General features: G+C 56.7%; 15 protein-coding genes. 5 read left to right on the top strand and 10 right to left on the bottom strand.

What is annotated here, in order from left to right:
* Positions 1-543 precede the first annotated feature (543 nt).
* The 5 genes from M4951_RS15785 to M4951_RS15765 form a co-directional block, all read right to left on the bottom strand.
* Complete coding sequence (locus M4951_RS15785; RefSeq protein ID WP_262022616.1) at positions 544-1,215, bottom strand: transposase; 672 nt, start codon at positions 1,213-1,215, stop codon at positions 544-546.
* A 298-nt stretch (positions 1,216-1,513) separates the two neighbouring features.
* Complete coding sequence (locus M4951_RS15780) at positions 1,514-4,066, bottom strand: c-type cytochrome (RefSeq protein WP_262022615.1); 2,553 nt, start codon at positions 4,064-4,066, stop codon at positions 1,514-1,516.
* A gap of 177 nt (positions 4,067-4,243) precedes the next feature.
* On the bottom strand, positions 4,244-5,152 hold the full coding sequence (locus M4951_RS15775; protein WP_262022614.1) for an SGNH/GDSL hydrolase family protein: 909 nt from the start codon (positions 5,150-5,152) through the stop codon (positions 4,244-4,246).
* Positions 5,153-5,526: 374 nt separating this feature from the next.
* Positions 5,527-6,219: a deoxyribose-phosphate aldolase gene (deoC, locus tag M4951_RS15770; protein WP_262022613.1), complete on the bottom strand. Its 693-nt coding sequence runs from the start codon at positions 6,217-6,219 to the stop codon at positions 5,527-5,529.
* Positions 6,220-6,249: 30 nt separating this feature from the next.
* Positions 6,250-8,682: a cytochrome c3 family protein gene (locus tag M4951_RS15765; protein WP_262022612.1), complete on the bottom strand. Its 2,433-nt coding sequence runs from the start codon at positions 8,680-8,682 to the stop codon at positions 6,250-6,252.
* Between the two features lie 277 nt (positions 8,683-8,959).
* Here M4951_RS15765 and M4951_RS15760 point away from each other — a divergent pair, with 277 nt between their 5' ends.
* Positions 8,960-10,804, top strand: a complete 1,845-nt coding sequence (locus tag M4951_RS15760) for a sulfatase-like hydrolase/transferase (protein WP_262022611.1) — start codon at positions 8,960-8,962, stop codon at positions 10,802-10,804.
* A 158-nt stretch (positions 10,805-10,962) separates the two neighbouring features.
* Positions 10,963-12,483 carry an AAA family ATPase gene (locus tag M4951_RS15755; protein ID WP_262022610.1) on the top strand — a complete coding sequence of 507 codons (1,521 nt, stop codon included), beginning with the start codon at positions 10,963-10,965 and terminating at the stop codon, positions 12,481-12,483.
* 5 nt (positions 12,484-12,488) lie between these two features.
* Here the strand turns inward: M4951_RS15755 and dcd are convergent, their stop codons facing one another.
* The 5 genes from dcd to M4951_RS15730 all read right to left on the bottom strand — a co-directional run bounded on the left by dcd (position 12,489) and on the right by M4951_RS15730 (position 18,150).
* Positions 12,489-13,064, bottom strand: coding sequence for a dCTP deaminase (gene dcd, locus M4951_RS15750; RefSeq protein ID WP_002653960.1), 576 nt, complete (start codon positions 13,062-13,064; stop codon positions 12,489-12,491).
* A 119-nt stretch (positions 13,065-13,183) separates the two neighbouring features.
* The gene (nth, locus tag M4951_RS15745; RefSeq protein WP_262022609.1) at positions 13,184-13,843 is read right to left on the bottom strand and encodes an endonuclease III; all 660 of its coding nucleotides are present in this window, start codon (positions 13,841-13,843) and stop codon (positions 13,184-13,186) included.
* Positions 13,844-13,941: 98 nt separating this feature from the next.
* Complete coding sequence (locus tag M4951_RS15740; protein WP_262022608.1) at positions 13,942-15,864, bottom strand: DUF4129 domain-containing protein; 1,923 nt, start codon at positions 15,862-15,864, stop codon at positions 13,942-13,944.
* 16 nt (positions 15,865-15,880) lie between these two features.
* On the bottom strand, positions 15,881-17,197 hold the full coding sequence (locus tag M4951_RS15735; RefSeq protein WP_262022607.1) for a DUF58 domain-containing protein: 1,317 nt from the start codon (positions 17,195-17,197) through the stop codon (positions 15,881-15,883).
* Complete coding sequence (locus M4951_RS15730; protein ID WP_262022606.1) at positions 17,197-18,150, bottom strand: AAA family ATPase; 954 nt, start codon at positions 18,148-18,150, stop codon at positions 17,197-17,199. Before M4951_RS15730 ends, M4951_RS15735 begins: the two co-directional genes overlap by 1 nt.
* A gap of 274 nt (positions 18,151-18,424) precedes the next feature.
* Here M4951_RS15730 and M4951_RS15725 point away from each other — a divergent pair, with 274 nt between their 5' ends.
* The 3 genes from M4951_RS15725 to M4951_RS15715 all read left to right on the top strand — a co-directional run bounded on the left by M4951_RS15725 (position 18,425) and on the right by M4951_RS15715 (position 23,694).
* Positions 18,425-19,669, top strand: a complete 1,245-nt coding sequence (locus tag M4951_RS15725; protein ID WP_262022605.1) for an SHD1 domain-containing protein — start codon at positions 18,425-18,427, stop codon at positions 19,667-19,669.
* Between the two features lie 70 nt (positions 19,670-19,739).
* The gene (locus M4951_RS15720) at positions 19,740-23,258 is read left to right on the top strand and encodes a PVC-type heme-binding CxxCH protein (RefSeq protein ID WP_262022604.1); all 3,519 of its coding nucleotides are present in this window, start codon (positions 19,740-19,742) and stop codon (positions 23,256-23,258) included.
* Positions 23,259-23,277: 19 nt separating this feature from the next.
* Entirely contained in the window at positions 23,278-23,694 is a 417-nt protein-coding gene (locus M4951_RS15715) for a DUF309 domain-containing protein (RefSeq protein ID WP_262022603.1), read from the top strand.
* Position 23,695 lies beyond the last annotated feature (1 nt).

Below are 23,695 nucleotides of genomic sequence, written 5' to 3'. Positions count from 1 at the left end.
TCCGGACCGCTGAAAAAAAGATGTCGAACTTCCCATTTTACCTACGCGTTAATTTGCGTAGTTTCGACGCCGATCCCGGACTGTTGGACCGGACCGGACCGCGTCGTTTTTTTTCTGGACGGGTCCATCGTACCGGACTGCTCAATAAAACGAGCGTTAAACCTCCCAATTTACCTGTGGGTATATTTGCGCAGTTGAGGAGTCCGTCCTGCGCCGTGTGACTGAGTGGAATCGCGGACCGGATCGGAGACCGCTGCCGGAGAGAAATCCCACTCTCTCTGTGCGACCAGCAGATCGAAGTCAGCGCACACCAAAACGGCGCCGCGTCCCCCTTCTCGGTCGACGGGCGAACCCCTTTTGCTGCTTCAGACTTTATCGATAGTCGACCTGAAATGCGTGCGCTCTGTCAATCGACAAAATTGGTCTGGCAATGGGCGCACCCGCGCAAACTTATCCGTTTTAACCATCGTCTATTCCATCGTCGCCTTTCGCTCCGCGAAAGTAGCGTTTTGGACAGCGCTACTTTCGCGGAGCGAAAGGCGACTATTCTTGTCTAAGGTATCTGTGATAGTAATAATCCGATTTTGGCAGGCCAGCGTGAGTTCCATTATCGCGAATGTATGTCCTTAAATAGTCATACTGCTCAGTACTCCGCACCAAATGATCAAACGGCTCTTGTTGCCAGAACTTTCCTTTGCGTCCTAGGGCTAGATTGATTTGCCTTGCGGAATAATGGAGCCATGAATCACATTGTGCGGTCAGCGCGTCCTGGGACGCGAATACGGCGAGCAAGTGAACGTGATTGGGCATCACGATGAAATCCCCCATCCGATATCGCTGGCCATCAAAGTGAAGCAGGGTTTGGGCGATAATCTGCGCGAGTTCCGGTTTTCGCAGCACGCACTCTCCCTGGCAACGATCCAGAAATTTTTCGCGACTGCGCTGGAACGTTTTTTTGAATTCAAATTGCAGCGCCGGGTCGAGAGTCGGCAGCACCTCGGACCAATAACGATCTGGCGAACAACCATGGCGTTGCAGCCAACCTTGTTTCTCCCGCTCCCAGCGACGGAGAACTTCTTGGGGAATGGAATCAGCCGTTCGAAACGTAATGAACACGATCGCGCCAGCCTGAGACCAATGAGGTCGAACATGCTCACGAATCGATAATTCTGATTGGGGATCAAACAGAGAGCCCAACCGAATTGAGTCGTTCATCACACGATGTCCCCCAAAGTCGCCTTTCGCTCCGCGAAAGTAGCGCGAGCAAAACGCCGCGATTACTTCGCGAAAGTAGCGCTTTCCAAAACGCTACTTTCGCGGAGCGAAAGGCGACACTATCGCCACGGAAGGCGACTGCCGTTATTTTCGGTTTCCGTGAAAAAAGAAAAAACGTAGCGTAGAGGTTTTCGCCGTCAAATACTTGAAAAAAATATGCCAAGACAACGGACTTGACCGAATTCTCCTCGCAGGCTTGTCGCTGCGAAGTAAGGTTCCCTCCCCAGGCTTGGTCCGATTACTTCTGGAAATAGTCGTGCTGCGAATCGCCGCCGCTGATCAGGTAGGCGATCAGGTCGAGGATTTCTTCTTGGGTCATCGACTTGAACAAGCCGACCGGCATCGCGGAGACCTTGGAGACTGCCATCTCTTCAATATCGTTGCGATTGATGTTGACCCGTTTGTTGGGGTCGGTCAGATCCGTGTTGAGCGTCATCGAGTCGCCGTTGAGATTGACGACGACGCCGCTGTGGACCTTGCCGTCGATGGTCAGCACGTTGATCGCCGAAAATTGATCGTTGATCACTTTGCTGGGATTGACGACCTGATCCAGCAAGTCATGCGGTGAATATCGACGTCCGGCCGAGGTCAAATCGGGCCCGGTCATGCCACCTTGGTCGCCAAAACGGTGACACGCGTAACAGCCGGCAGCTGCAAACATCTTGCGACCGTTCGCGAAGTTTCTCTGCTTTAGACCGGTGCGAGCGGCGGCGGAGAGTTCGTCCAGCGTCCATTCTTTGGTCTCTCGTCCGGCGAAGATCTCGCCCAGGTTTTCCAAGGCCGACTTCTTGACCGGCTTCCTCGCCAGCAATTCTTTCATCGATTGCTGTTCTGATTCGCTGAGCGATGCAACCGCGTCGTTGCGAATGAATTCGATGAACTTATCGAAACTGGCGCCCCCTTTGTAATTGGCCGCTTTCAGGAACCATTCGAAATATTGCGTACGCAGTTCAGGCGTCCAACCGGCGGTCAGCAGCCGAATCGACCGAGCGTACTGCATTTGCTCTTCCTGAGTAGGCGCCGATTGGATCAGCGCCATCGCTTTCTCGGCGACCGTCGGCGACTGCAGCCAAGCGAGCGTTTCGCACAACAGCCAATTCAACTCGGCGGAGTTAGCCGGAAACAGCGGATCGAACTGGGCGATCAGCTTGTCGGTGGTCTCCTGATCAGGGCGACCAAAGCGATTTAGAATGATCTGCGTGGTGCGGACCAAAATGAGTTGCTGCGTCAAATCGAGCTGCTGCGCGTTGATCGCCGTAACGGCGTCCAGCAACTTGTCACGCATCGCGGTATCGACAGCCGGCGTCGCATCGGTGCGATGTTGCGGGCAGACGCCGCTCACTCGCGCCAGCGCCAGCAGTGCGGTGACTTGTTTCGCGGGATCCGACTCTGCCAGGGCTTTGGCTTCCCACGATTCGAGCGGCTGATGTTCGACGGCCGTGCGTGCGGCGAACCGAATGAAGCGATCTTCGTCGGCCAGGTAAGGCCACGCTGCGTCGATCGCGGCCGGATCTTGTTTGCCGTGAAACGCCTCCAACATATGGCGTATGTCGCGGGCTTCATTTTCGGTCGTGTTGCCGGGAACGGGCTTGGTCGATTCGTCTCCCACATAGGTTACGCGGTAAAGACCTGACTGCACGCGTCGACCACCGATGGTGAAATACATCGCGCCGTCGTGCTGGTTAATGATCGCGTCGGTAATCGGCAGCGGCGCGCCGGTGACAAATTCTTCTTTGGTCGCCGTGTAGGACGAACCGCTGGGTTCTAGATGAACTGCATAGAGTTTGCCCCAACTCCAGTCGAGCGCGTATAACGCGTCTTGATACTTGGCCGGAAATTTGGCGCCATAGCCAAACGTCACGCCGGTTGGCGAGCCGGGGCCGATGTCGAGGATACCGGGCAAATTGTCGGCGTAGAACGGCATCCGTTTGCCGGCGCCGTTGCGCCAACCAAACTCGGCGCCGCTGGTGACGTGACAAATGCGGGTCGGACGATACCAGGGCGTATTGAAGTCATACTCCATGTCGGCGTCGTAGGTGAACAGTTCGCCGTCGCGATTGACGGCGGCGTCGAAGACGTTCCGAAAGCCGTTGGCGTACGCTTCAAATTGTTTGCCGTCCGGCGAGACGCGATAAATGATTCCGCCAGGCGCCAAGACGCCGCGGTTGTGACCGCGACCGTCCGGCATGCTGGGCAACAAGTGGTCTTCGCCCCAAACCTGGCGTACCGGTGACGACGCTTCCAACGGCGGAGGAGTCGTGTTGTTGCCGGTGACCAGGTACAACGCTTTGCCGTCAGGAGTGGGCAGAACCGCATGGACGCCGTGGTCGCTGTTTGATTTTACTTCGTGAAGCAACTCGACCTTGTCCAACTGATCGTCGCCGTTGCTGTCGGTGATTCGGTACAAGCCGGACGGGATCTTGCGCTCGTAGTCGTTGACGCCGACATACAGCGCGTCGAATGCCCAGACCATGCCGTTCACGGCGCGAATCTCGGCCGGCACTTTTTGCACATCGTCGGCGGTGAGCGTTTTTCCGACCGGTGGCGGCGTGATCCGATAGAGTCCGCCAAATTGATCGCTCACCAGGAGTCGCCCCTGATCGTCGGTGCAAAGATTGACCCACGAGCCCTGGGTATCGGCAGGGACCGAATAGAGCAGCTCGACCTGAAACCCAGGGGGCGCCGTGATGCGATCAATCGGCGTCGCCGTATTGCCGCTCTTGGCTTCTGCGGCCATGGTGATCGACGCAAACAAGGGGAACAGCAGCAAAGCGAAGAAAGAGCGGCGCATGTAGTTCTGCTTCCGAATGGTATTCATATCAGGTGGGAATCGCGTTGAAGCTTGGATTGACTTCTATAGTAAACAGCGGGACGCTGACGTGCCAGCATCCATGAGATCTGGCGGCGCCCACGCTGAAATAGTCGCCTTGCGCTCTGCGAAACGCGACATGGGTTCGCGGCCGATTCTTCAGTTCTTTGCGGCGCGCCGAACGTCGTTGATGGTCGCTTTCATCTGCGCCGCCGCTTGTTCCGTCTCTCCCAAAGGTTGGGGGGGAACCGTTTTTTCGCGCGTGTAGCCGATGTGTTTCATCCAGTTGGTAGAGCGATGCTTACGAAGCTGGTCGACCTGCTTGTAGAGGGGATCGGCTTGGATCTCGGGGAGGGATTGTTCCGGCAAAGGCACATTTAACCCAGACAAAATCGTTTTCGCCATCAGTAAGTGACCTGCGGGACCGGGGTGGACATGGTCTTTTGCAAAGACCTCGGTTTGGGCGTCGCGGGCTTTACGCATGGCGGAGTGCAGGTCGATGATTTGCACGCCGGGGGCTTGCAACGCCATTTCCCAAGCGGCGTACTCCGTCATTACGGAGTCATAGTTGAACTCGCCGGGTTGGGTGGTCGCGTCGTAGATCGGCGGAGTGACCAGGTAGATCTGCTGAACGCCTGCGGCTTGGCATTGCGTGATCAACTTTTTCACGCCCCCCTGGAAAGCGGCAAATCGCTCGGAATCGAGCGGCTGATAGATTCCGTCGTTGATCCCGTAACAGGCGAATACGACGTCGGGTTTCGCCTTATCCAACAATCGTCCAAGCCGTTCGAACAAACAGGGCCGCGGGAATTTTCCCCCGGCGTGGTTCTCTTCGCTGAGTCCCGACAACGTTTCGCTGGAGAGCCCGAGTCCGATGATGTCGAAGTCTTGCTGCGGATAAAGCTTCTCAAGATAGTAGTCGACGAAGGTGACGTACACGCCGGCCTGAGTGATGCTGTCGCCGAGGAAGACGACGCGTTTGTCGGCGAGTGGATGAGGCTCGGCGGCCAGCGCAGGAGCGAGGAAGAGAAACGCCAAGACGCAGGCGATTGGTAGGGCGGATTTCATGCGGGGCCTTGGATGGGGTTGAGGCTGGATGGAAGAGGAAAGCATGGAATGAAAACCTGAAAACTGCTTGACGATCAAGGCAGTCGCTACGCAACTTTCTATCATCGTAGTCCGAGGCGCGAGTTTTGAAGGCGCTATTTGCTATAGAGGAGAAGAATAGAACACGGCAAAGCCACGGATGAAGAACGGTAAAACAGGGTCAGAATCAAACGAAAATTGTCACACTAGCCCGCTGCGCCAGCGAGGGAATAGGGTTGGCATTCCAAACACGGTTTGAAGTGGCTGCCGCATTCCCTCGCTGGCGCAGCGGGCTAGTGTCTGATCAATTCGAAATAACGCAATTTTGCGTGCGTGATGGGTGAGGAAAGATGAGATTAAACGCTGGGAAACCGCGCGTCAAATTCGGCCAGGATCGACTCGGTGCGGCTTAAGCCGATGCGATCGGCGCCAAGCTCACAATATTGCAGCAGCGCGGTGAGATTGCGGATGCCGCCGGCGGCTTTGACCGGGCTGCGGGCATGTCGCCGCATCAGACGGACGTCGTCGAGCGTTGCACCGCTGGTTCCGTAGCCGGTGGATGTTTTGACCCAATCGGCGTCGGCTTCGTTGCAGATCTGGCAAAGGCGGATCTTTTCGAGTTGCGATAGATAGCAGTTCTCGAAGATGACTTTCATCTTTTGCCGTGCATCATGCGTCATTTTGACGAGCTGCGTGATTTCTTTTCGTACGAGTCGCCAGTGCCCGCTTTTGACGTCGCTGATGTTGACGACCATGTCGAGTTCCTGGGCGCCCTCGACCAGGCATTGCTCGGCTTCGTGCAGCTTGGCGAGCAGCGGTTGATCGCCGTGCGGAAATCCGATCACTGTGCACGCTTTCACGTGACTGCCGACCAGCATCCGCGCACAGCGCGCGGCGAAGAAGGAGGGGACGCAGACCGACGCCGTTTTCAGATGAAGACCCAGCAGGCACGCATCTTCCAGTTGATGCTGCGTCGCATTGGGGGCGAGCAGCGTGTGATCGATGCGGGCAAGTAGTTGGGCGCGGGTCATGTTCACGGGAGAATCCATTCCAATATTCGGCGGAACTTGGGGACTGTTCTAACGTTGTCCGTTATCGGGTTGTCGCTGCTGGCGAATTTCCTGCTCAACCTCGGCCAGACCGGGATCATGCGGGCGAAGCTGGCGGAGCGTCTGAATCGTGGCCGTCGCAGCTTCCCATTTTTCTCGCTTCTGTTGCAAGCGAGCCAAAGCGGTGAGGAACGTCACCGAATTCGCTTGGATCTCGGCGGCGCGGGCGATCGCTGTTTCGGAAGCTTCGAACTGATTGGCCTGATAGAGGGCCAAGCCGTAGCGATATTGGACTTCGGCGACGTTGGGCAATTGCGATGCGTCGCGAGCCAGGTTGTGCAACTCTTCTTCGCGGAGATGGGTAATTTCAAAATCACCGATCGCGACTTGCTCGGCCAGTTTGCGAGCTTCGGCGCGTTGTCCTTGCGCGGCCAGTTGTTGAAAGCGTTGTCGCGCCGGCGCCAAGCGGCGTGTGAGGAGTTCGGCGAGATTCGAGCGGGGACCGGTCACATTGGGCTGAACGCGGATCGCAGCGCGATACCACTTTTCGGCAGCTGCGGGTTCGCCCATCGTTTCGGCTAGTGCGCCAAGCGCCAGCAACGCGCCGGCCTGATCGGCGTTTCGCAGCAGCGATTCTTTCAGTTCGGTCAGGGCGCGGTTAAACGCTTCTTCTTTGCCGCTGAGCTTGAGGTACTCGAGCGAAGTTCCGGCCAACGCGCTGGCGGCGTCGGTCCGCACGACGCGCGTTGGATCCTCCAAGCTGTTCATCAGCAGTTTCAATACTTCGGGACGCGGCAGCACCGACGGCGACAGGAACTCGGTCACCATGATCGCGGCGCTGCGCAGTTGCGGATCGGAATCGGCGAGCGACAGTTTCACAGTGCGGCCCAGTTCGGGCTCCCCATTAAAAGCGCCCAACTGCGTCAACGCACTGGCTCGCACGATGCCGGGCTGCTGGGGATCTTTCACCAGATCGACCAGAGCGGGGAAGCTCTGCGGATTCTCGTTCCAGGCTTCGGACAGGGCGTAGGCGAAATGCGATTTGTCCTTCGAGTAGTCTTTGCCGTACCACTCGATGACGGTCTTTTGAGCCCATGCGTCGATCTCGGCCAGGGCCTGTTTTACTTCTTGATCGCCGTTGCGAGCGGCGGTCATCCAGTCGCCGTACGTTTTCAGACCAGCTTTCTTCTCGGGCGAAAGCTGGGCGCGATCGAGATGGCACTGGGTGCAGGCGTTCGGCGTCTGCAACGCAACCGATAGGTCAGGGCGAGGGATACGAATGCTGTGGTCACGGCGAGGATCGACCTCCATGTAGGTCGTTTCGGGCATGTGACATTCGACGCACGAAGCGCCGGTACTGCCCGCCTGGTGGCGATGATGGGCTGCGGTGTCGTATTTGCCGGCGGGATGCTGATGACACGACGTGCAGAGTTTGTTCCCTTCGAACTTGATCTTGGTCGAGTGGGGATTGTGGCAGTCGGTGCAGCGGATGTTTTTGTGGTACATCTTGCTTTGCAGGAACGAGCCGAAGACGTAATCCTCTTCGCGAACCTGACCGTCGCAGTAATAGGTCTGCGGCATGATCAACTCATTCGAGAATTGATCGTAGTACGTATCGCCGCGCTCGTAGGTGGGACAGACGACGCGTCGTCGCGAATGGCAATCGGCGCACGCTTGAACTTGCGCGACGTTGCTCTCGGTCTTCAACGGTTTCAGGCCGTAACCATGGTTGCGGTCCCAAAAGAGCGACGTGCTGCCGGCGATCTCGACATGCAAGCTGCCGGGACCGTGGCAAGCTTCGCAGCTGACGTCAATCTCGGAGAAAGTGGTGTGGTAAGAATTGCTGGCCAAATCAAAGTTCTTGTGCAGGTTGGTCGAGTGACAGTCGGCGCACATGTGGTTCCAGTTTTGCGCCGATCCGGTCCAGTGCAGCGGATCGTTGGGCGCCAGCTTTTCGTCGACGTCGGGCGGCGGCAGATAGAACCATTCCTGCTTGTGAGTATCCCACGAGATCCGCAAAACTTGCACGCGGCCAATCGAGCCGGCCGGAGAGCCCGGCGTGGGAGGTTCGATTTCGACCATGTACTGTTGCAAGGGATCGACGCCAAAGACGTACTTCACCTCGAAGTCCTGCAGCTTGCCGTCGGGGCCTTCGGTGTGGACGAAGTATTTGCCATCCTTTCGGAACATCCGCGAGTGGATGTCAAAATGCGTAAACTCCGCGTCTTGGAAATCGCCGAGGACCGTTTGCTCGGTCGCTAGATCCATTGCTTTGTCGTGGTACGAGTCGACAAACGCGTCATGCTGGTTTTGGTGACACTCAATGCAGGAGTTGCGTCCCACATAGACGGCCTGCCGAGTCGTAGGGATCGCCCAGTACCAATCGGCCAGCACCAAGCCGCCCAGCAGCACCGCGACCAAAAAGGGGATCGCGATCAGCGGGATTTGACGGAGTTTCGACAAACGAGAGGGCATTCGATTTGGCAAAAAAAGGTGGGAAAGTTGATCCGGTTTCCACTATCATCATTAGCATAGCTCTCGGTAACCGCCGAGATGATGACGAAAATACCGAAGAAATCGAGTAAACGGGAGACGAATCAGCGGTGATTCGTTCCAATTTGCTCCTGCCTACCCACTTTTTCGCCAACGGTCGCTCTTACCAAGTTAGCGGCTTGGCTTTCGATCGTCTGCCGCCCTCCCGACTCCTTTCCCACATTGTCTCGCATCGTTAGGCCCTACCATGCGCAAACTAATTGCCCTTCTCGCTATTCTTGTCTCGCCGGCGCTTGGTTTGGCGGAGCAGAAACATCCTAATATCTTGTGGATCTCGAGCGAAGACAACGGTCCGCACTTGGGATGCTACGGCGACCAGTATGCCGACACGCCGAACCTGGACGCGTTGGCGGCCAAGGGGATGAAGTATCTCCACTGTTGGTCGAATGCTCCGGTTTGTGCACCGGCGCGAACAACGATCATTTCAGGAATCTACCCGCCGTCGAGCGGAGCCGAGAATATGCGCAGCGAAACCAATTTGCCGTCGCAGTTCCAGCTGTTCCCGGTCTTGCTGCAGGACCAAGGGTATTACTGCACCAACAACAGCAAAGAAGACTACAACTTGGTCAAAACCGGCAAAGTCTGGCATCAATCGAATGGGAAGGCGCATTGGCGCAGTCGGCCGGAGGGTCAGCCGTTCTTCTCGGTCTTTAATTTCACGATCAGTCACGAAAGTCAGATTCGCAAGCGTCCCCACACGGCGGTGCATGACCCAGCCCAAGCGCCGGTTCCTGCGTACCATCCTGACCTGCCGGAAGTGCGTCAAGACTGGGCGCAGTACTATGACAACTTGACCACGATGGACAAGCAAGCCGGACGCGTTCTGCAGCAATTGAAAGAAGATGGGCTGGAAGAAGACACGATCATCTTCTACTGGGGCGATCACGGCAGCGGCATGCCGCGCAGCAAACGTACCCCGGTCAATTCTGGCTTGCAGGTGCCGTTGATCGTGCATGTGCCGGAGAAATGGAAATCGCTGGCGCCGCAAGAATACATGGTTGGCGGCGACTCGGAGCGTCTGGTCAGTTTTATTGATTTCGCCCCCACGATGCTTAGTTTGGCCGGCGCCGAGATCCCGGATTGGATGCAAGGAGACGCCGTCATGGGACCGCACGAAACGCCGTCGCCAGCCTACATGTACGGTTTCCGCGGGCGAATGGATGAGCGCTACGACATGGTCCGCTCTTGTAGCGATGGCCGATATGTTTACGTGCGCAATTTCATGCCGCACAAGCCGCATGGTCAAGTCCTGGCCTACCAAATGCAAACGCCGACGACCCGCATCTGGCACGAGATGTTTTTGCGCGGCGAGTTGAACGCGGTCCAATCGGCCTTTTGGCAACCGCGGCCGGCGGAAGAGTTGTACGATTTAGCAAGCGACCCGGATGAAGTGGTGAATCTCGCATCCAGCGAAGAGCATGCCGAAACGTTGCAGAAGATGCGCGGCGCCGTCCATGATTGGCAGATGGAGATCCGCGATCTGGGCTTTCTGCCGGAAGGAGAAATCCATACCCGCAGCGAAGGCTCATCTCCTTATGAAATGGGGCATGATCCGCAGAAGTATCCGTTGAAAAAGATCGCCGCGACCTCCGATATGGCGTCGAGGAGGAAGGTCGACGATCTGCCGGCGCTGCAAAAACGGTTGAAAGATGACGACAGCGCCGTGCGCTACTGGGGAGCGCTGGGCATTCTGATGCTCGGAAAGCAGGGGGTCGACAAGTCGACCGACCTGTTGCGTGAGACGTTGCAGGACGACGCCTATGCTCCGCGCATCATTGCAGCGGAAGCGTTGGCCCAATATGGTTCGCAGGCCGATCGAGAGGAAGCCTTGCAGGTTTTGATCCATTCTGCCAATATCGCCGAGAGCGGCCACTATTCGGCGATGCTCGCGCTCAACGTCATTGACGAATTAGGAGCGATTGGGAAGCCGTTGTACCCGCAAATTCGCGCCCTGCCGACCAAGGGGGAAAACGTCCCTGGCCGAGAGAGTTCGTACGTCGGTCGCCTGGTGGAGTACATCCTGGAAGATTAGGTCGTTGTGAGGGGCCGTCAGGCTTGGTAACGGTTATGACGGTTATGCCTATTCCGTACGAATTGAGCGGTCCTTTTTTGACCCAGCCGCGAGAGGACCTAAACTTCGGGTGATTCCCTTAGGTTACGACCCCTCGATCTCATCTCGGCGCAACGGACATGGCGAACACCCCAGCGGACGATCTATTAGCGCGGTTGGCAGGCAAGCACGCTTCTGAAGAAGGGGGCGATCCCTGGGCATCGCTCGCCGCGACGACGCCGGCGCATGAACCGGTCCAAGAACACGCAGGCGGACGCGGCGACGAGAAACTCGATTCGCTGCTCGACCGCTTGAACAAAATGGCGTCTGGCGAACGCGGCGGTGCGCCGGTTGCGTTGGCCAGCAAGTCATCGCACGTCGACTTGGATGATGAACCTCTCGACGCATTTATCCCGCGCGAACCTTCGAGCGCTCGTGAAGCCGGTTTGACCGATACCGAAGTCGAAGCGCTGGCGCTCAAGTATCTGGTTTCACGTGGTGAAGCGAGCGGACGACAGATTTCGGATCAACTGCGGCTGCCGTTTTTGATCGTCGAAGAACAGCTGCGCAAGATGAAATACGATCAGTTGGTCGTCTACAAAGATACGACGGTCGCCAACGACTACGTTTACTATCCGACCGATCTGGGGCGTGAACGCGGCAAGCGATATTCGGAGCACTGCACCTACTTTGGCGCCGCGCCGGTAACGCTGAAAGACTATATCGAAAGTGTGAAAGCGCAGTCGCTCGAGAAACAGCATCCAAGTCTGGATGATCTGCGGCGCGCGTTCGAGGATCTGCTGATCAATCCCGAGATGTTTCGGCGACTGGGACCAGCCGTCAACAGCGGACGCGGTCTGTTTTTGTACGGTTCGCCGGGTAACGGCAAAACGAGCATCGCCGAACGTGTAACCCGTGCGTTTGGACAACATATCTGGATCCCTCGAGCGATCGGCTTGGATGGCGAAATCTTACGGTTGTATGACCCTAGTAACCATGAAGAAGCGCCGCTGCCGCAAGAAAGCGGCATTATGCACAGCACGAAGTTAGATCGTCGTTGGGTGCGGATTAAACGTCCCACGATCGTCGTCGGCGGTGAGCTGACGATGGACAATCTCGAGATCACCTTCAACACCGCGACCGGCATCAGCGAAGCTCCGGTGCAGCTGAAAAGCAACTGCGGCACGCTGGTGATTGACGACTTTGGCCGTCAGCGAATGCGGACCGATGAGCTCTTGAATCGTTGGATCGTGCCGCTCGAAAAACGGTATGACTATTTGAACATGGCGAACGGCAAAAAGATTCAAGTGCCGTTCGATCAGTTGGTGATTTTCTCGACCAATCTAGAGCCGAAGGATCTGTGCGACGATGCGTTTTTGCGTCGAATTCCGTACAAGATTGAGGTCGGCGATCCCAGCGAATCGGAATTCCGTCAGCTCTTCAAGATTATGTGTCCGCTGATGGGCTTCGAGTATCACTCGGAAGTGATCGACTACGTCGTGCAAGAGCACTATCAGAAGGTGGATCGCCCTTACCGCTGTTGCCAGCCGCGCGACTTGCTGCAACAGGTGCGCAATCTCTGCTTGTTCGAGAAAGAGCCGCTCGAGCTTTCGACCAGTCGCTTTGACGCGGCGGTCGAGAACTATTTTGCGGTGATGTAACGGCGTTACGGCTGCTGAAAGCCAAAATTCAGCGGCAGTTGCGGATCATCGCGCTCGGCGCCGGGATTCAGTTCTTTGAACAACAAGCTAGGCTGAATGCCGGTGTTGTTCTGATATTTGTTGCTGACGTATTCGACGATGTCGCCGCGGATCTCATGATAGAAGATCTGGCAGATCGGCACGCCGGCATAGATGCGGATCGGCTGGACGGCGAACATTTCGAGCGTCCAAAAGCCGTTGAAGCCGACGTCGCCAAAACCGGCGGTGACATGAACAAACAGCCCCAGTCGCCCGACCGACGAGCGGCCTTCGATCATCGGGACCAGATTGTGCGTTTCGGTCCGTTCGTTGGTTCGCCCCAGATAAAGCTGATTGGGGGAGAGGACGACCCCTTCTTCCGGAATGCGCAGGCGTCGGACGCGATGCGGCTTTTTCATGTCGAGCACGATCTCTTCGTAGACCATCAGCTCGTCATGCAGCGTCAGGTTGTAGCTGTTGGGATTGACCCGGCTGTCGTCATACGGATCAATCGAGATGTCTGTGCCTAGACGTGCTCGAATCTCATTCCCTGAAAGGATCATGGGTAGCTGTTCCGGCGGTTTTGGACGAAGAGAGCGAAATCGGGGCGCCGGCTGAAGCGACCGCCGTACCAAGGGTGATTATAAAGAGGTGACGAAAAATTGAAATGATCGAACCGCCGCTAAACGGTGACCCCCACCTGAGGGCAAAAGTTCGCAAAGTGACACTGGTCGCATTTCGGCTTTCTCGCGTCACAGATCGCGCGGCCGTGATGGATCATTCGATGGGAGAATTGGATCCACTCTTTTTGCGGCAACAACTGGATCAATTCAGCTTCGACTTTCACCGCGTCGGCCTGCGCCGTAAGCCCCATTCTGCGGCTCAAACGCCCTACATGCGTGTCGACGACCACTCCGGTCGGAATCCCGAAGGCCGTGCCGAGAACCACATTCGCCGTCTTCCGTCCGACGCCGGGCAGTGCGACCAGCGCGTCGAGATCTGCGGGAACCTGGCCGTCATATTCATCCATTAACTTCTGGGAAGCGGCTTTGATATTTTTCGCCTTGTTCCGAAAAAATCCGGTTGATTGCACCAACTTCTCAATTTTTGCAATCGGTAACGCAGCGATATCTTCCGCTGTTGGATATTTGGCGAACAACTCTTGGGTCACCATATTCACGCGGATATCAGTGCATTGTGCGGACAAGATGGTCGCAATTAGCAGCTGATATGGGGTTTCGTAGTTCAAGGCGCATTCGGCGATTGGGTAGTCGGTCGCCAACTGTTTGACGACGCGTTGCGCCTGCTTTTTACGGTTTGCGAGCGAGAGTTTTTTGGGCAACGTTCGTTCGTCTGCTGGAAAGAGTAGCGTTTTGACGCATTTTCAAGCGTCATCGCTAAAGCGTCAATCGGGGCGACGACTCGTCGCCAAACGCATTTTCACGATTGGGCAAGAACGCGCCAGATCCGTTTGGCGCATTGGACGGCGTTCTCCGGCGCTTTGCCGGACCCGTAAGCGATTTCGGCGTAGTGGGTCGCCAATTCCCGCGCCGGCGGACCAAGGTCATCCCATTGATTGGCCAGCAATCGCGCATATTCCTCGGCCGTTTGGTCGCTGTTGCGGGGGTAGCCCTGATCGGCGCCCCAGGCTTCGATCGCTTGAAACGTGTAGCGAACCAGTTGCTCCACCGTGCGCTGGCGAGCGCCGGGAGCAAACGGGTTAGAAAAAGAGGGAAACAGCGCACGTCGGGGCGCTGGCGCCGCTTCGACCGCCGCAAGCACCGGCTCTGGCCGGCCGAACAGACGCTTCCAGAGCTCTTGCAAGTCTTTCACAAATTTCGTCCAACTCTCGGCGATCCAATCACGATACTTCCAGGCGAAATAAATCGCGGCAATTGCGACCAATCCATAGATCAAGAGTTTGAACATCACGCCCAGCGAACCTAGAATGCCGCTCAAACTGATCGGCGGTGACGACGGAGGAGACGATTGCGGCGGCGGGGAAGATGGTTGCTGAGACGAATCTGACTTTTTCTCGGACGATTGGGAGTCGTCGTCGGGCGACTTTTGCTCGTTATTCGCCTTTTCTTCGGAGGAATTTTCGCCGCTCTTTTCGTCGTTGGGTTTGACCTGGTTGGATGGAGAGTCGTTGGGCGATTTGCCTGAATCCGACTTTTGCTGCGAATCGTTGGACTGCGATTTGTCAGACGAGTCGCTTTTCTTTTCGCCAGGCTGATTTTGCTGTTGCTTGTCGTCGCCGCTGTTCCCTTTTCCTTGATCCGACTTCTTGCCGGACGAAGCGGGCTTTTCGCCGTCGCCTGATTTCTTCTGGTCTGGGCTCTTGGCGCCTTTTTTGCCGTCGCCTGATTCGGATTGTTGTTCGCCAGCTTGTTGACGATCGTTTGACTCGGTTTGGCCTTTTTGATCGTCGTCCTGCGTCCCTTCTTTCCCGACGGAGTAGCTAGAGCTGGATCGATTCAGCAAGTCGCCGACGCCGGGGATGCGGGCGACCTCGTATTCGGCATGCGGTCGGGGAAGCAACGCGGTAAAGATCAGCACCACCGCAATCAACGCGGCCCCGGTGCCGAGCCAAACGCCGGCCATGGAGAGCGGCATCGGAAGTTCGCGCTGACGCAAGTAACGCCGCAAACTTAAAAAGCTGGTCGTCATCAACAGCCCCAGAGCGGCTGCAACGTAGGTGAAAAGATACAGAAACAAACGCCAACGCAGGCCAGAGTCGCCGCTCGGTTCGAAGGATTGACCCAGGCCAAACAACGGCAGCGCCGCCATCGAAAAGTAGATCACCCAAACGCCGGGCGCAAATTGCGTGGAGGTCGGATTGATCAGATCCCACAGCCAGTTGCTTGGCGGTTCCTGATCCTCTTCTGCAGCTGCCGTAGTCGGTTCGTTGGGCGTCTTGACGGTGGAGGATGCGGCGGGAGCATCCTGAGTATCAAAGTCAGCGCCGATCCACTGCATCAATCCCTTTTGCGACGTATCGCGTGATTCATCGACCAGCGTACAGTCGTAAGTCAACCGGTTGGAGCACCACCAAATTAAGATCAGCATCAAGACGCCGAGTGCGATGGAGCCCGGCACAAACTGCATGATGGCCAACAGCATGACCACCGCGAGCGCGCCCCCCAGCATCACGGCTCGTTCCATGCCTTCCTCGATCGATACCCGCGCGAGCAGAACCGAAGAGAAGACAAAACAACTCATCACAAACTGCATGCGGCCGATATAGTCGCCGCGGTAGCAGAGCTCGAGCAGAAAAAAGACCAGACTGCCGACCAACAGCATGATCAACGCCGGATTGATCGCGATCACCGCATAGTCGATTTCGGATTGCCGTTTGCTCATGATTTTTGCCGTCGTGTTAGAACCACGAGAACGCCTGTTCTTGGCAAATGGAACTGATATTTTCTAAATTATACAACTGGCGACAACGAATCCCCTCCGAGAGCAGCTTGCCGGCGGCTTGGGCAAATTCGTACTCGTCAAAGATGTTCACAATCGCGGTGACGGTAAATCCAGCGCGGCGCAGATTGCCAAGGGCCAGCGCCGTCTCGTCGGTCGTTTCGGTCAAAATAGCGATCACGGTCGCATCGCGCGGAATACGGCTGACCGACTCGGCGATCAGTTCCGGCAGGGTCAGACCGTCGGTGCGTTCGGCGCGGGCCAGCAACTTGCGGATCAGCGTCAGTTGTTCGCCGCCGCGTCGCGTTGAGACGACCTGCGGTTTTAGGTGGTCATTGCCTTGCTCGGCGACCGCGGCGCTGCGGGCGTCGGCGCGACTTTTGACTTCTTTCGCTTGGTTCGTTTCGCGTTTCAACCGCTCGGCGGCGTCTCGAGCGTTGGTGACCAGGCCGATTTGCTGTCCCGTCTCTTGAACGGCGCCGGCGATCGCAACCGCCAACGTGATCGCCATTTCAGAGCGAATCGGCTCATGCTTAGCGTCGAAGCTCTCCTGATGAAAATCGAACAAGATCGTTGCGCCGGCGATGCTTGAAGGTTCGTAGACTTTGCTGTGCAAGACGCCGGTCCGTGCAGTCGCAGCCCAGTTGACGCGGTTGATCGGATCGCCGGCTTGGTAGGCGCGAACGCCGGCGATGCGGGTCGGGTCTTCAAAGAGTCGATGCGACATTTTGATTTCGCCCATCGGTCGTCGTGACGCGATATCAAACCCGTCGAGCGGAATGACCTTCGGCAAGACCAGCAGATAATCGGGCGGCGCCAAGACGCGAAATAGGCGATAGAGCCCGAACAAATCGCCGGTCTCCAGCATCGCGGGACCAATCGGAAAATAGCCGCGGCGATTGCAGCGCAGTTGATAGTAGAACGACTTTGATTTGCGCGGCGCAAGCGACGCGAGCGTGATTCGATCGCCGTTGGTTTCCAGGGCAGGGGGGCGATGCATCGTCGCGCGGCGCGGCAAAACGTCTTCGATCAACAGCCACGGAATCGGCAATGTGCCCGAATTGGTGACCGTCACTTGGACCGCGATCGATTCGCCTTCGTCGACTTCCAGTCGGTTGATCGTGCGTCTGACCGACAAATGTTGAGCCCAGTAGCGCGTCAACATGCGACTGGCGACCATGATCGCCAGCAGCGCGTACATCGAATAGACGAGCAAACTCAACCCAAACAGGGAGGAGATGACGAGAATCGTGATGGCGCCGACAAACCAGCGCACTAAACTCGGGCCTCCACATCCAAGACCGGGGCCGGCACGGCGCTGACAATTTCTTCCAATACGTCGGCGGCAGAGACTTTTCGCAACCGGCTTTCGGGACGCAAGATCATGCGATGCGTCATCACCGGCGCCAGAATTCGTTTCACATCGTCTGGCGAAACAAATTTGCGCCCCAAGATCGCCGCCAGCGCTTGCGAGGCGCGGAACAACGCTATCGAAGCACGCGGGCTGCCGCCAAGCGCCAGATGCTCATGCTTGCGCGATTGATGGACGATTTCCAAAATGTAGCGACGAACTTTCTCGTCAATATGAATCGTGCGAACCGCTTTTTGACAAGCGACCAACTCTTCGGCCGAAACGACCGGGCCAATTGCGTCTAACGGATTGCCGCTCTCCAGCGCTCCCAACATTTTCAGTTCGTCATCCATGTTGGGATAACCAAGGCTGAACTTCATCAGAAAACGATCGAGCTGCGCCTCGGGCAGTGGAAACGTCCCTTCATGATCGATCGGATTTTGCGTCGCGATCACCAGAAAAGGAGGCGCGAGCGTATGGGTGGTTCCGTCGACCGTGACGCGCGACTCGGCCATCGCTTCCAGCAAAGCGGCCTGAGTGCGCGGAGTCGTCCGATTGATTTCGTCGGCCAGCACGATGTTGGCGAAGATCGGACCAGGGCGAAACTGAAACTCGTTCGTCTTCTGATTGAAGATCGAAGCGCCGGTTACATCGGTCGGCAGCAAGTCAGGCGTGCATTGAACCCGCTTTAAACTGCAACCGACGCTTTTGGCCAAGGTTCGGGCAAGCATCGTTTTGGCGACGCCAGGCACGTCTTCCATCAGAACATGCCCTTCGGCGAACCAGGCGACCAGCGAGAAGACGATCTGTTGTCGCTTTCCCATGATGACTCGTTCCGAATTGGCGATGATTTTTTTAGCGAGCGTCGCGACGTCCATAGGCACATTCAAAGAGAAGGTTCGCAGGCAAATCAAAAAGGTGCAGAGAAGCTTCTATTATGCCCCGAAAAACAAATCGTCGCTTGCATAACGCGTGAAATCTCGACGCTAATTCTCGGATGACCCCAACAGAGAATTCTTGGGAGGAATTGGCAACTCGAAATTGATTATTCTTGACGGCTCGTCGATGAAAGGATTAGAATTTCTCTACCGCTGGAGAGGGAGGAGAGGCAATCCATTCCTTTTCATCAAATATTGCAGGGGCAAGCCTCCAATGTCAGGCCGTATCAAGTTAGCATTTTGTCTGGCGACATTGATTCTGTTGAGTGTTTCTAGCCGGGCTCACGCACGTATTTGGGTAGATTCTGAAGGACGATCCGTCGACGCCGAGTTCGTCAGTTATGACGCGTCGGGCGAGGTCACTTTGCGCCGCAATGACAACGGCAAAACGATCAAGGTCGCGTTCTCAAAATTTAGCGACGATGACCAACGCCGTATCAAGGACTTGCGCGACAAAACCACAAAAACGGAGGGCAATCCCTTCACCGCAAAACCAATCACTCCCGACACTTTCCAGTCGAACCCTTTTGCCTCCGCCGCTTCGCCCTCCGATGGCGAAGGGATGCAGGACAAGCAGAAAGAGTTGCTGCCGGGAGAGAAGGATGCTTCAGAAGCGGAAGCACGTCGCGAACTAGCACGCACTCGCTATTGGACCGATAACCAAGGAAATCGGATCAAGGCGAAGTTTGTGCGGATCTTTGAGGGGAACGTGATTCTGCTGCAAGGAAACAAAGCGCAAAGCGTCGACTTCTACAAACTAAGCGACATGGATCAGAGGTTTCTCCACGATCAGATGGAAATCCTCGGCGAAGGAGATCTGCTTCCCCCGATCTTGATCCGTATCCAGAACAACAATATCGATAACAACGGTGCGATCGCTAACTCTCTATTTCCCAGCGACAATACGCCCAGTGAATCGAATACCGGTCCCGGCGATCGGGGACGACCAAGCGGACTGGGCATGGGGCCCAGTGGGATGAGCTCTTTCCCTCCACCGTCGAGCACGGAGCCCAAAAACAATTTCGAGGCGGAACGAGACCGTTTGGCTCGCGAATTTGAAGAGAAGTTTGCGAAGTCGAGTATTCCCGCCGCTCAGCCTGCGGCGCGAGAACCAGAAAAACTTGCCTCCAATACGCCGGCTTATGATCCTTGGGCGAATCAATCGCCGTCGCATGGATCGTCCAAGAGCTCGCCTGCTCCGCCGAAAGTGACTCCCCCGGCGCCGAAAGTGCGACCGCCGTCGAAACCAAGCCGCTGGCCCACCAGTCCGTCAGGCAGAAAACCGTCGATGAGCGGCAGTCCGCTGGGTGGTGATATGGTGTGGGAATGCCAAACTTGCCACACGCAGTTTGATACCGTCGAAAAGCCCAGCGCTTGTTACTTTTGCTGGTCGCTTCGCATCGGCGCCTTTGTTTTGATTTCAGTGGTTGGAGCCGCGATCCGGGGAGCGATGAGCTAGTTCCAGTTCCCACCGCCGACCGCGCGTCAGGCAACAACGATGACGCGCGGGCATTCCTGGCCCTCAAATAATGCTGAAAACTCCTGCTCTTTCCTTGGGAGCGTGGTTGCTCTTGCTTTCCGCCTATTGCTGGGCGGAAGATCCTTTTCAAAGCAACGTTCGCCCGACCGACCCGCTGACGCCTGCCGCCGAGCAAGCCTCGTTTACGCTCCCCAGCGGATTTCGCATGGATCTGTTCGCCGCCGAGCCCCAGATCGCTAAGCCGCTGAATATGGCGTTTGACGCTCGGGGGCGACTCTGGGTGACCGAAACGCTGGAATACCCCTATCCCGTCCCGGTTGGCCAGCCGGGACGCGATGCGATCAAGATCTTGGAAGATACCGACGGAGATGGTCGCGCTGACAAGACGATTGTTTTTGCGGATGGTCTGAACATCCCGATCGGGCTCTATCCCTTTGCCGGCGGTTGCGTTGTCTATAGCATCCCCAATATTTATCTGTTACGCGATGTTGATGGTGATGACGTCGCTGATGAGCGAACCGTGTTGTATGGCCCTATGGGTTATGATCGCGACACTCATGGCATGAACAATTCGTTTCGCCGTGGATTTGATGGCTGGCTCTATGCGTGTCATGGTTTTAGCAACGTGACTAGCGTGGCCGGCGCTGATGGTCATCGGGTAGAGATGACTTCCGGCAATACCTACCGAATGCGGCTCGATGGTCAGCGGGTCGAGCATTTTACCCATGGTCAGGTCAATCCGTTTGGCATGGCGCTGGATCCATGGGGGAATCTGTTCACGGCCGATTGCCACAGCAAGCCGATCTATCAACTGTTGCGCGGGGGATTTTATCCCAGCTTCGGTCGACCCGACGATGGTCTGGGGTTTGTGCCGCCGATGATGGAGCACTTGCACGGCTCTACCGCGATCGCCGGCGTGGTTCGCTATGACGACAATCGATTTCCGGCCGAGTATCGCGGCAATTTTTTCTCCGGCAATGTAATGACCAGCCGGATCAATCGGAATCGGTTGGAGTATCACGGCTCAACCATTCAGGCGATCGCGTGCGATGACTTTGTGCAATCGACCGATCCTTGGTTTCGGCCAGTCGATGTGCAGCTAGGACCGGATGGCGCTTTGTATGTCGCCGACTTTTACAACAAAATCATCGGTCATTACGAAGTCCCGCTCGAACATCCTGGTCGCGATCGACATCGTGGTCGCATTTGGCGAATCACGTACGAAGGAGAGGGCGCCGACCGCGCTCACCAAAAGACGCCCAATTTAGCCGCTGCCGATGTTTCGGCGCTGATCGACAGCTTGGCCGATCCCAATCTAACGACGCGTCTGTTGGCGACGCATCAATTGGTGGATCGAATTGGCGCCGAGGCCCAAGACCCGCTGCGTGACGCGATCCAGTCCGACGATTCCGTCACTCGCGCCCATGCTGCGTGGTGTTTGGCGAGACTGGGGCTGCTGGAACTTGCCGAACTGCAGAGACTCGCCGAGGATCAGGATCCACTCGTGCGCGTCCATGCGATGCGCATTCTCGGCGAAGTTGGTCTCGCCGTTTGGACTGACGCGCATCGCCAATTGGCGATCGCCAGTTTGCAAGATCAAGATGCGTTCGTCGCTCGTGCGGCGGCCGATGCGCTGGGACGACACCCTCATCTCGAAAATGTCAGGCCACTGCTAAGCCTGTGGAAGGGGATACGAAAGGATGACAGTCATCTAGCGATGACGGCGCGGATTGCACTGCGAGAGCACTTTCGCGATGCAGAGGTCATGGCGTCGCTGTCCAGCGTTGAATGGGTGAAAATTGAAATATTGCTCCTCTCTGAAATCGCGATCGCGTCACGCTCTCCACAAGGCGCCGACTTCTTATTGACGCACTGGCCGACCATTCGACTGCAGCGCGATTTTTCCAGCCAGGCGCTGGAAAACGCGAGCCAATATGCGTCGCCGGCGGCGATCACTACTTTGATCGATGTCGTGACTGCCGATTTGCCGCCAGATCTGGCGACCCAGTTGCGGGTCTTGTTGCCGATCACGCAAGGCGCAGCCGCCCGCGGCGAGATCCCTGCCCGATTGGTCCAAACCGTGAATCAATTGCTCGAGCGACTGGAAGAAGAGATCGACGAAAATTCGTCGGCTTGGAGCTTTGCGTCGCCGCCTGATCAAGAAGCGACGGCGCCTCCTTGGAATTTCGAGACGCGCATAGACGAAGCAGGCAAACCGCATCGGATGCTTTCGAGTCTCCCCGGCGGCGAGCAGAAAAGTGGGCGTTTACGCGGGCCGCAGTTTGAATTGCCAGAGACGTTCTCGTTTCGCGTCGCCGGTCACAATCGTTTTCCTCGCGAACCAGCGCAGGGAGAAAATTTTGTCCAACTTCGCCTGGCGACCGGCGAAGTCGTCGCGAAAGTAGACGCGCCGCGAACCGACATCGCGACCCGCGTCGCGTGGGATTTGAAACCGTACGCCGGTCAGCTGGGATATTTGGAAGTGGTCGATCAAGATCGTGGCGGTTCGTATGCCTGGATCGCGCTGGGCGATCTTGATTCGCAGGAGATGCAACTGCCGGAGACTTCGCCTGCGGAACGATTTGTAGTGCTGACCGCCTTTGCGGAACTCGCCGCTTCACTGCGAGACAAGGCCGATCAAGCAGTGATTCGACGCTTGATCCTGAAGACGGAAGAACCGCAATTGCAACGTCCGTTGGCGATTCAATTGACTAGCCGCGGCGCGGCGGTGATCTATCGCCCTTTGGCCGCACGTGTAGGCGCCGGCATTTGGCCTGCTGCGATCGACGTTCGGCTGGTCGACACTATCTGCAATCCGGAAGCAGCTGACGCCCTGGAGGTCTATCGTCAGGCGGCGACCTATTTTGATTTTTCCAGCAGCCGGAAGCTGGCGGACGAGTTGGGATCGACTGTGATCGGCGCCAAATTGCTGCTGCAACTGGTCGATGAAGGCAAGCTGCCGGCGGCGCTGTTGGCCGACGTGTCGCTGCGTGAAAAATTACGACTGCATGCCGACGACACGTTGCAGATGCTGGTCGAAAAAGTGGATGTCAGTTCACTGGCCGCCGATACCGCGCGTCAAGAACTGCTGACCCAGCGAATCGCCGGCCTGCAGCAGTCGACCGGCGATCTCGCGAAGGGGGCGGCGATGTTTAAAAAGCATTGCGCCGCATGTCATCAAATTTCGGGAGAGGGGGCGCTCGTGGGGCCGCAACTTGACGGAATTGGCAATCGCGGAGTAGAACGCGTGCTGGAAGATGTTCTGTTGCCCAACCAAAATGTGGATCAGGCGTTTCGCACGTCGATCTTGCGACTGGTCAGCGGCGAAGTCCTCACCGGACTGGTCCGCAGCGAGAACGCCGAGAAGTTGGCGGTGGTCGATTCGCTTGGTAAAGAGCGAATCATCGCCGTTGACGAGATCGAGGAGAGACGCTCCAGTCGCTTATCGCTGATGCCGGACAACGTCGCCGATGCGCTGCAAGAGAGCGAATTTTACGATCTGGCGACTTACTTGTCCGCGCAACGAGCCAACGTTTCGGTTGAGAACGGGACGCCGTCGTCCCCCTGATCTCTAGAAAGCCAATCCCGTGAACGATTCGGTCGAGTACGATCCACGCTATCTCGAAGGGATTCGCCTGTTCAACGATTGCGAATATTTCGAGGCGCACGATGTCTGGGAAGAATTGTGGGCCGATTCGTCCGGTGAAGTTCGCGAGTTCTATCAAGGGTTGATTCAGACCGCGGTTTGCTTGCACCATTTTGTCAACGAGAATACGCGCGGCGCGGTCAAGCTATTCCATTCCAGCCGCAACTATCTGGGTAAATACCGTCCCGAATATTTGGGGCTCGATTTGGAACTGCTGTTTACAGAGATGGAGAACTGTTGCCGCGAGATCGTCGCGAGCACCGAGACCTACCCTGTTGGGGTGATCGACGTCGAGAAGATTCCTGATTTACGCCATTCCGCCGCAATCGACGAGCCCAACTCCGAAAATCCCGACTAAA

Source organism: Blastopirellula sp. J2-11, from assembly GCF_024584705.1.
Taxonomy (GTDB): domain Bacteria; phylum Planctomycetota; class Planctomycetia; order Pirellulales; family Pirellulaceae; genus Blastopirellula.
This window is presented reverse-complemented; position numbering and strand designations above follow the sequence as displayed.

Bases quoted from the DNA above. Each gene is read 5' to 3' on its own strand.
- M4951_RS15785 (WP_262022616.1), bottom strand. From the start codon at position 1,215: ATGAACGACTCAATTCGGTTGGGCTCTCTGTTTGATCCCCAATCAGAA.
- M4951_RS15780 (WP_262022615.1), bottom strand. From the start codon at position 4,066: ATGCGCCGCTCTTTCTTCGCTTTGCTGCTGTTCCCCTTGTTTGCGTCG.
- M4951_RS15775 (WP_262022614.1), bottom strand. From the start codon at position 5,152: ATGAAATCCGCCCTACCAATCGCCTGCGTCTTGGCGTTTCTCTTCCTC.
- deoC (WP_262022613.1), bottom strand. From the start codon at position 6,219: ATGGATTCTCCCGTGAACATGACCCGCGCCCAACTACTTGCCCGCATC.
- M4951_RS15760 (WP_262022611.1), top strand. From the start codon at position 8,960: ATGCGCAAACTAATTGCCCTTCTCGCTATTCTTGTCTCGCCGGCGCTT.
- M4951_RS15755 (WP_262022610.1), top strand. From the start codon at position 10,963: ATGGCGAACACCCCAGCGGACGATCTATTAGCGCGGTTGGCAGGCAAG.
- dcd (WP_002653960.1), bottom strand. From the start codon at position 13,064: ATGATCCTTTCAGGGAATGAGATTCGAGCACGTCTAGGCACAGACATC.
- M4951_RS15740 (WP_262022608.1), bottom strand. From the start codon at position 15,864: ATGAGCAAACGGCAATCCGAAATCGACTATGCGGTGATCGCGATCAAT.
- M4951_RS15730 (WP_262022606.1), bottom strand. From the start codon at position 18,150: ATGGACGTCGCGACGCTCGCTAAAAAAATCATCGCCAATTCGGAACGA.
- M4951_RS15725 (WP_262022605.1), top strand. From the start codon at position 18,425: ATGTCAGGCCGTATCAAGTTAGCATTTTGTCTGGCGACATTGATTCTG.
- M4951_RS15720 (WP_262022604.1), top strand. From the start codon at position 19,740: ATGCTGAAAACTCCTGCTCTTTCCTTGGGAGCGTGGTTGCTCTTGCTT.